The sequence below is a fragment of the Saccharomonospora halophila 8 genome, from assembly GCF_000383775.1.
GTDB classification, from domain to species: domain Bacteria; phylum Actinomycetota; class Actinomycetes; order Mycobacteriales; family Pseudonocardiaceae; genus Saccharomonospora; species Saccharomonospora halophila.
Window position 1 is genome coordinate 18,020 of sequence record NZ_KB912522.1, and the last position, 2,228, is coordinate 20,247.

The window sequence follows — 2,228 nt, forward strand, 5'->3', positions numbered from 1 at the left end:
GGTGGCCGCCGCGCCGCGGTGGCTGGCGCCGGGCGGTGCGGTGCTGTTCGAGGCCGGTGCGGACCAGGTTCGCTCTGCGGTCGAGGTGGTCCGGCGCGCGGGCATGGTGCCGGAGGTGCAACGCTGTGCCGAGCGGGACGCGACCGTGGTGGTCGGAACCGTGGTCGGCTGATAGCCGCATCGCACCGGTTCACGAAGTGTCCGCCCCGCACGCGCGGGGACGAACTCGGCAGGTTCTCATCACATCGATCTCGCCGTTGGTGGCCGACGTGTTCGCACCAACGGGTGGTGCGGCGCCGGTGGGGTGTGGCTGTCGTTTCGCGGGCGCGGCGTCGGGAATGCCCGCTGCGACCACGAGGGCACGCGGGTGCCGGTCAGCCCTTTCCCGTGCGCGGATCGCGGTGGCGCGCGGTGTGTGCTCGTGGGTCGTGTCGTTCCAGCCACAGCAGGAGGTCGGGCATGCCCGAGGTGAAGTTCTCCGTCGACCAGTCGCGGTCGTTCGCCGAGCAGGACGTGCTCGGGCACAACCGGTGGCATCCGGATGTGCCCGCGGCGGTGTCGGTGCGTCCGGGTGAGGAGTTCCGGATCGAGTGCCGGGAGTGGTTCGACGGCACGATCGGGAACAACGACTCGGCCGACGACGTGCGGGACGTGAACATCGCGATGGTGCACCAGTTGTCCGGGCCGATCGCGGTCGAGGGGGTCGAGCCGGGTGACCTGTTGGTGGTGGACATCCTGGAGATGGGGCCGGTGCCGCAGGAGTCGGGGCCGGTGGCGGGTCAGGGATGGGGCTATACCGGAATTTTCGCGCGGGACAACGGGGGCGGGTTCCTCACCGACCGTTTCCCCGACGCGTACAAGGCGGTGTGGGACTTCCACGGGCAGACGGCGACGTCGCGGCACCTGCCGGGGGTGTCGTTCACCGGCATCGCGCACCCGGGGTTGATGGGCACGGCGCCGACGGCGGAGCTTTTGAGTGAGTGGAACGCGCGGGAGCGGGCGTTGATCGACACGGATCCGCAGCGGGTGCCGCCGTTGGCGTTGCCGCCGGAGCCGACGGACGCGTTGCTGGGGTCGCTGTCCGGGGCGGAGTTCGAGCGGGTGGCGGCCGAGGCCGCGCGGACGGCGCCGCCGCGGGAGAACGGCGGCAACCAGGACATCAAGAACCTCTCGCGCGGCTCGCGGATCTTCTACCCGGTGTTCGTGTCCGGGGCGAAGTTGTCGCTGGGTGACCTGCACTTCTCCCAGGGCGACGGGGAGATCACCTTTTGCGGGGCGATCGAGATGGGCGGCTACATCGACCTGCACGTGGACGTGGTCAAGGGTGGGATGGACACCTACGGGATGTCGACGCCGATGTTCGTGCCCGGGCGGGTGGAGCCGCGGTACACGGAATTCCTCACGTTCCCGGGGCTGTCGGTGACCGAGTCGGGTGAGCAGCGGTATCTGGACTCGCAGTTGGCCTACCGGCGGGCGTGTCTGCACGCGATCGACTATCTGACGAAGTTCGGCTACACCCCGGAGCAGGCGTATCTGGTGTTGGGGGCGGCGCCGGTGGAGGGCCGGTTCTCGGGGGTGGTGGACATCCCGAACGCGTGCGCGACGTTGTACGTGCCGACGGGGATCTTCGACTTCGACCCGCGTCCGTCGGCGGGTCCGCCGCAGCGGGTGGACCGGGGGCAGTGCGCGGTCTCCAGCGGTTGAGAACGGCCCCGCCCGGCGCGGGGGCTGACGGTCGTGGGTCCGGTGTCCGTCCGGTGGGACGGGCACCGGGTCGTGTGTGCGCCCCGTCGGCGGGACCATCGGTGAAATCGCCGGTATCCGTTTTCCGGTCACCCCGCGGGGATCGTCGGTTGTTCCTGGTAATCCGCCTGAAACGGCATTCTCAGAACTGTTCCTCCGCTTCCCGGTGCGTTGACATCCGGGTTTCCGTCGCCGCATGGTGTGGTCGACCCGAGAAAGGGTTCCACGGAACCGGGCGGACACTTTTCCGGCGGCGGCCCACAGGCGCGTTCCCGGACGAGGCCCCCGGGAGGATCGACGCTTTCCGCGATCGCTTCCGGGCCGGTTCCGTTCCGGGTGCGCATTCTGTCGCGCCCCGAGGATTCGACGACACCGCCAGGAGGAGAGATCCGTGTCGCTGAGGAAGTTCGCGCTCACCGCCGCGGCCGCCACGGCCGCCGCGGTGGGCATCGCACTCGCGGGGCCCGGCCTCGCGGCCGGTGCCC

The 2,228-nt window shown here is 70.3% G+C and carries 1 protein-coding gene; it reads left to right on the top strand.

Translation table 11 applies throughout. The features are described 5' to 3' along the window. Positions 1-459 precede the first annotated feature (459 nt). Positions 460-1,704, top strand: coding sequence for a formamidase (gene fmdA / locus SACHA_RS0107870; protein ID WP_019808584.1), 1,245 nt, complete (start codon positions 460-462; stop codon positions 1,702-1,704). Positions 1,705-2,228 lie beyond the last annotated feature (524 nt).

Bases quoted from the DNA above. Each gene is read 5' to 3' on its own strand.
- fmdA (WP_019808584.1), top strand. From the start codon at position 460: ATGCCCGAGGTGAAGTTCTCCGTCGACCAGTCGCGGTCGTTCGCCGAG.